Source organism: Kineosporia sp. A_224 (assembly GCF_002198655.1).
GTDB lineage: Bacteria > Actinomycetota > Actinomycetes > Actinomycetales > Kineosporiaceae > R-H-3.
In genome coordinates this window covers 1-6,279 of record NZ_MWLN01000209.1, presented here as the reverse complement: position 1 = coordinate 6,279, position 6,279 = coordinate 1, and the positions used below count along the sequence as shown (strand labels likewise).

3 protein-coding genes are annotated in these 6,279 nt (G+C 73.3%); 1 reads left to right on the top strand and 2 read right to left on the bottom strand.

The window, feature by feature from the left end:
• Positions 1-128: 128 nt before the first annotated feature.
• A complete protein-coding gene (locus EDJALFJO_RS26225; protein WP_233150040.1) occupies positions 129-365 on the bottom strand; it encodes a hypothetical protein in 237 nt (78 codons plus the stop codon).
• Between the two features lie 151 nt (positions 366-516).
• Positions 517-3,426, bottom strand: a complete 2,910-nt coding sequence (gene topA / locus EDJALFJO_RS26220; protein WP_088289278.1) for a type I DNA topoisomerase — start codon at positions 3,424-3,426, stop codon at positions 517-519.
• A gap of 602 nt (positions 3,427-4,028) precedes the next feature.
• Between topA and EDJALFJO_RS26215 the strand changes: the two genes are divergently transcribed.
• Positions 4,029-6,279 (top strand): ATP-binding protein (locus EDJALFJO_RS26215; RefSeq protein ID WP_143448794.1); only part of this gene is annotated, 2,251 nt, incomplete at its 3' end.

Below are 6,279 nucleotides of genomic sequence, written 5' to 3'. Positions count from 1 at the left end.
GGGTCCCGTGGCTGGGAATGGTGATCTCGCGGGCGTGGGGGTGCCGTCGTCGGGCTGAGGAGCGTCCGTGTGCCGTGCCACCGGGTCAGGGTAGCCGCGGGATGTGACACCACGTCACGCCCGCGAGATCACCATTCCCAGCCACGGGACCCCAGGTGGGCCTCCGCGACGACGCGGCGTAGCGGCCCGGTGTCAGGCAGTTCCTCCGGGGCGACCTGAGCGAGCCGGCAGGCCTCGTCGAGCAGCCCGTCGTACGCCAGGCGCAGGGCCCGCAGGTGGTGCGCCTTGGCGAACCGGACGTCGTCCGCCTCGACCTCGCGCAGCGCCCGGCAGACCCGTGTCAGCGCCGTCTGGACCTCGAGCACGCGGAAGGGGTCGACGTCCCCGTCCCGACGACGGACCCATGTGATCATCGGCGACCCCAGCAGCCGGCATCCACCCGACCCGCCACGGTAACCCGGGGCCGGACGACGCGACAGCCCGCGCGGGGGACGCGCGGGCTGCCTGCGGGCCGGGCTACTGCGCTGCGGCCGCCGTCTTCTTGGCCGCGGTCTTCTTCGCCGCCGCCTTCTTGGCGGTCGTCTTCTTGGCGGTCGTCTTCTTCGCGGCCGCCTTCTTGGCCGGGGCCGAGTCGCCCGCCGCCGTCTTCTTCGCGGCGGCCTTCTTGGCCGGGGCCTTCTTCGCCGGACGACGCGCGGAGACCGGGCCCTTGGCCCGCTTCTCGGCGAGCAGCTCGGCGGCGCGCTCCAGGGTCACCGTCTCGACCTCGTCACCCTTGCGCAGCGTCGCGTTCGACGTGCCGTCGGTGACGTACGGGCCGAAGCGGCCCTCCTTGACGACGATCGGCCCGCCGGACACCGGGTCCGGGCCGAGCTCGCGCAGCGGCGGCGCGGCGGCGGCCCGGCCGCGCTGCTTGGGCTGCGCGTAGATCGCCAGGGCCTCCTCGAGCGTCACGTCGAAGATCTGGTCCTCGGCCGTGAGCGACCGCGAGTCGGTGCCCTTCTTGAGGTAGGGCCCGTACCGGCCGTTCTGCGCGGTGATCTCCTCGCCCGACTCCGGGTCGGTGCCGACGAGCCGGGGCAGGGACAGCAGGCGCAGCGCCTCGTCGAGGGCGACGGTCTGCAGGTCCATCGACTTGAAGAGGCTGCCCGTGCGGGGCTTGGTGTTCTTCGGGGCGTCGTCGCCGAGCACCTCGGTGACGTACGGGCCGAACCGGCCGGCCCGCGCGACGATCTCGCGCCCGGTCGCCGGGTCGGTGCCGAGCACCCGGTCGCCGTCGCCGGACGTCTCGAGCAGCTCGAGCGCCTTGGCGACGGTCAGCTCGTCGGGCGCGACGTCGTCCGGGACGCTCGCGCGGCGCGGCTCGCCGCCCTCCTCGGTGGCCGGGGCCTCGATGTAGGGGCCGTAGCGGCCGACCCGCAGCACGATGCCCTCGCCGAGGACGACCGTGTTGATGTCGCGCGCGTCGATGTCCCCGAGGTTGTCGACCAGGGGCTTGAGGCCGCCGTCGAACTTGGTGGCGTCCCCGCCGTCCGGCCCGGCGCCGGCCGACGACGTGCCGAGCCCGTCGGCCCCGCCGGGCCCGAAGTAGAACCGGGACAGCCACGCCGACCGGTCCTCGTCGCCCGCGGCGATCCGGTCGAGGTCGGCCTCCATCGAGGCGGTGAAGTCGTAGTCGACGAGGCGGCCGAAGTGGTCCTCGAGCAGCCGGGTCACGGCGAACGCGAGCCACGTCGGGACCAGGGCGCTGCCCTTGCTCGTCACGTAGCCGCGGTCCTGGACGACCGAGATCGTCGCCGCGTACGTCGACGGCCGGCCGATGCCGCGCTCCTCGAGCGCCTTGACCAGGCTGGCCTCGGTGTAGCGCGGCGGCGGCGAGGTCTCGTGGCCGTCGGCGGCGAGGTCGCGGACGTCGAGCCCGTCGCCGACCGCGAGCGCGGGCAGCCGGCGCTCGTCGTTCTGCGCCTCGGTGTTGCGGTCCTCGTCGCGGCCCTCCTCGTACGCGGCGAGGAAGCCGCGGAAGGTGATGACCGTGCCGGACGCCGCGAACTCGGCCTCCCGGACGACGCGGGCCTGGGCGGGGACGCCGTCCAGCACCGGCGCGGGCAGGGTCACCGACCCCGACGGGACCGGCACCCCGATCCGCACCGAGGCGGTCGAGCCGCGCGCGTCGGACATCTGCGAGGCGACCGTGCGCTTCCAGACGAGCTCGTAGAGCCGGAACTCGTCGCCGCGCAGCTCGCCGGCGACCTGGGCGGGGGTCTTGAAGGAGTCCCCGGCCGGGCGGATCGCCTCGTGGGCCTCCTGCGCGTTCTTCGCCTTGCTCGCGTAGACCCGGGGGCGCTCGGGGATGTACTCGGCGCCGTACAGCTCGGTGGCCTGCCGGCGGGCGGCGGTGACCGCCTCGTCCGACAGGTTCGTCGAGTCGGTACGCATATAGGTGATGTAGCCGTTCTCGTACAGCCCCTGCGCGACGCGCATGGTCTGCCGGGTCGACATCCGCAGCTTGCGGCCGGCCTCCTGCTGGAGGGTCGACGTCGTGAACGGCGCCGCGGGCTTGCGGGTGTACGGCTTCTCGTCGACGCTGCGGACGACGGACCCGGCGCCGTCGATCGCCGCGACGAGCGCGCGGGTCGCGGCCTCGTCGAGGTGGGCGACGGCGGCGTTCGCGGCGGCCGTGGTGAGCCGGCCGCGGTCGTCGAAGTCCCGGCCGGTCGCGACCCGGGTGCCGTCGAGGGCGACGAGCTTGGCGCCGAAGGCGGAGTCGGACGGCGGGGCGAAGACACCGGTGACGTCCCAGTAGGAGGCGGACCGGAAGGCCATCCGCTCGCGCTCGCGCTCGACGACGAGGCGGGTGGCGACGGACTGGACGCGGCCGGCGGACAGCCCGGCGCGAACCTTGCGCCACAGGACCGGCGAGACCTCGTAGCCGTAGAGCCGGTCGAGGATGCGCCGGGTCTCCTGGGCGTCGACGAGGCGCTCGTCGAGGGCCCGGGTGTCGGCGAGCGCCCGCTGGATCGCCTCGCGGGTGATCTCGTGGAAGACCATCCGGCGGACGGGGACCTTCGGCTCGAGCACCTGGAGCAGGTGCCACGCGATGGCCTCGCCCTCGCGGTCCTCGTCCGTCGCGAGGAAGAGCTCGTCGGCGTCCTTGAGCATCCGCTTGAGCTCGGAGACCTTCTTCTTCTTGTCGGCGTCGACGACGTAGTACGGCTCGAAGCCGTGCTCGACGTCGACGGCGAACTTGCCGAAGGGGCCCTTCTTCAGCTCGGCGGGCAGCTCGCTCGGCTGGGGGAGGTCGCGGATGTGGCCGACGCTCGCCTCGACGTCGAAGCCCGCGCCGAGGTACTCGGCGATCTTGCGAGCCTTGCTGGGCGACTCGACGATGACGAGCCGTCGCCCGCTGGGCGCCTTGCTGGTGGCCACGCGCTACCTCTCGATCCGGGTGCTTCGCCGCACGTCGTGGGCGGGATGCGTCCTCGCCCGGGCCCCGTCGGCTACGCCCCGATCGCCCGTTGCAGCACACGACGGTAACCCCGCCGGAGCCGTGCACCCGCATCGAGGTCGTTGCGGACGACGCGACGAATCACCGTTCAGGCGAGCACGAAGGGTTACCTTTTCGGATAATCCCGACTTTTTGCCGGGTATTTTGGCAACTCTTTGTTATCGAAGAACTCCTGTGGGCAACGATGTTGCGGCAGGGGGGACCCCGCCGCTCACGCACAGTTCACGGCGGGGCGTGCTAGCGCGTAACCTCGGGTCTGCATTGTCGTGGCGTCGCCACCGTCGTCGGCGCAGCAACACGGCTGAGCAGCACCACAGCTCCAGAAATACGCACCATGCAGTGAACGAACGAAGTCCGTCGCACGCAGTCCGTCACGTACGAGTGTCACGAAACGTCTCGTCAGGTCCGCCCGACCCGTCGGCCGTCGCAGCGCTGCGGAGCCCGGCACCCGGTCGCACTCCCCAGGGTCGGTCAGCCGAGGGTCTTCGACCGGACATGCCGTCTCTGGCCAGGGAGGATCACGGTGCCGCGACACGGAACGGCCATCGCCGAGGCCGCCAGTCCGCCGGAGCCCGTCCCCGCACCGTCGTCGCGACCCGTCGCGCGCTCGCGCGGGCTGTCGGGCTGGCCGATCCGCCGCAAGCTCGCGGCGCTCGTGGCGCCGCCCCTCGTCATCATCCTCGCCGCGGGTGCCCTGCTCGGGTACAGCGCGTTCGGCAACCTCCAGGACGCCCGCCGCGCGCAGGCGATCTCCCAGGCGATCGTCCTGTCGGGCGAGGCCACGCTGGCGCTGCAGGAGGAGATCAACCAGGCCATCGTCGGTGCCTCGATCGGCGCCGGTGGCAGCGGGCCGGACAAGAACAGCATCGCGCGCCTCGACACGCTCATCGCCAAGACCGACGACGCCCGCGCCGCGCTGCAGACCTCGCTGGAGTCCCCGCCCTCGGGCGGCTGGTCCGCCGACGCCACGCTCGCCGGCAAGGAGATCCAGGACAGCGCCGGCGACCTCGCCCAGGCCCGCAAGGACGCCAAGAGCAACCGGAACTACAGCTTCGCCGACACCGCCTACCAGCGGGCGCTGCGCGTCCACCTCGGCCTGACGAACTCCCTCGCCCGTGACCTGACGACCGCGACCGCGGACGGCCGTCTGGCCGCCGCCGCGACGACGATCTCGGCGATGTCCGGCCTCGCGGACGCCGCGTCGTCCGAGCGCACCGAGGGTGCCGTCCTCCTCGCGAAGGCCCCGGTCGTGCCGGGCGACAAGATCTCTGCCCAGTCGCTCGGGAACTACCTGACCTACATCCAGACCCAGGCGATCCAGGCGAGCATCGCCCAGCGGTTCGCGACGGCGAACGCCGTCGAGCTGCTCAACACGGCGCAGAGCACGGACGCGGACACGATCGAGCGGTTCCGCCGCGACATCGTCAACCTCAGCACGGCCATCGACCCCCGTGAGGACTTCCGCGTCGGCAAGGCGATCGAGTTCTCCGAGGTCGCCGGCCAGCGCGTCCAGCGGATCGACAACGCGCTGACCCGGATGGCCGACGACACGAACGCCATCGCCGAGGACGTCGCCCGCGCCGCCCTGCTGCGCACCGCGCTCGTCATCGGCATCGCCCTGGCGATGCTCGTCATCGGCATCCTGCTCGCCGCGGCGATCTCCAAGACCGTCACGGTGCCGCTGCGCCGGCTGCGCTCGGCCGCCGTCGAGGCCGCGACGGTCCGGCTGCCGGCCGCCGTCCGCCAGATCGAGCGCCAGGGCCCGGACGCCGTCCCCGCGCTGCCGCCCGTCCTCCCGCCGGGCACCGCGGCCGGTCCCGAGACGCTCGAGGTCGCCGCGGCCGTCGACGGTCTGACGACCGAGGCGCTGCGGCTGGCGACCGCCCAGGTCCGCCTGCGGCAGGCCATCGACGAGGCGTTCGTCTCGATGTCGCGCCGCTCGCAGTCCATGGTCGAGAAGCAGCTGTCGATCATCGACGAGCTGGAGAGCACCGAGGAGGACCCGGACCAGCTCCGGAACCTCTTCCGCCTCGACCACCTCGCGGCGCGGATGCGCCGTTACAACGACAACCTCCTCGTGCTCGCGGGCTCGACGGTGCGCACGCGCAGCGCCGCGCCGGTGCCGGTCGCGGACATCTTCCGCGCCGCGACGAGCGAGATGGAGCAGTACGAGCGGGTCCGGCTGCAGCCGATCAGCGGCACCGCGATCGCGGGCCCCGCCGCCGGTGGTCTCATCCACCTGCTCGCCGAGCTCCTCGACAACGCGGCCATGTACTCGCCGCCGACGAGCCCGATCCTGCTCACGGCGCAGTTCATGCCGGACGGCGGCCTGCACCTCGAGGTCACCGACTCCGGTGTCGGCATCCCGCCGACCGAGCTCGCCGAGCTCAACGCGCGCCTCAACACCCCGGGCACGCTCGACGCCCAGGTGCCGTCCCGGATGGGTCTGTTCGTCGTCGCCCGCCTCGCCCAGCGCGGCGGGCTCCGGGTGCGGCTGTCTCCGCGCGCCAACGCCGCGGGCACCGTCGCCGAGGTCATCGTGCCGCCGGCCCTCGTCGCGGGCGGTCCCGCCGGCGAGAGCCAGCCGTCCTCCTTCGGCGACATCCCCGCCGCACCGGCCGGCCCGGCCGGCCCGGGCGTCGTCGGCCCGGCGGGCAACAACGGCTTCGGCGGCCTGAGCCCGGCGGCCTCGCCGTTCCCGGTGCCGTCCCCGTCGTCCGAGCCGGCCCGGCCCGCACCGGCGGAGCCCGCCGCGGCAGCGGGGGCGAAGGGGG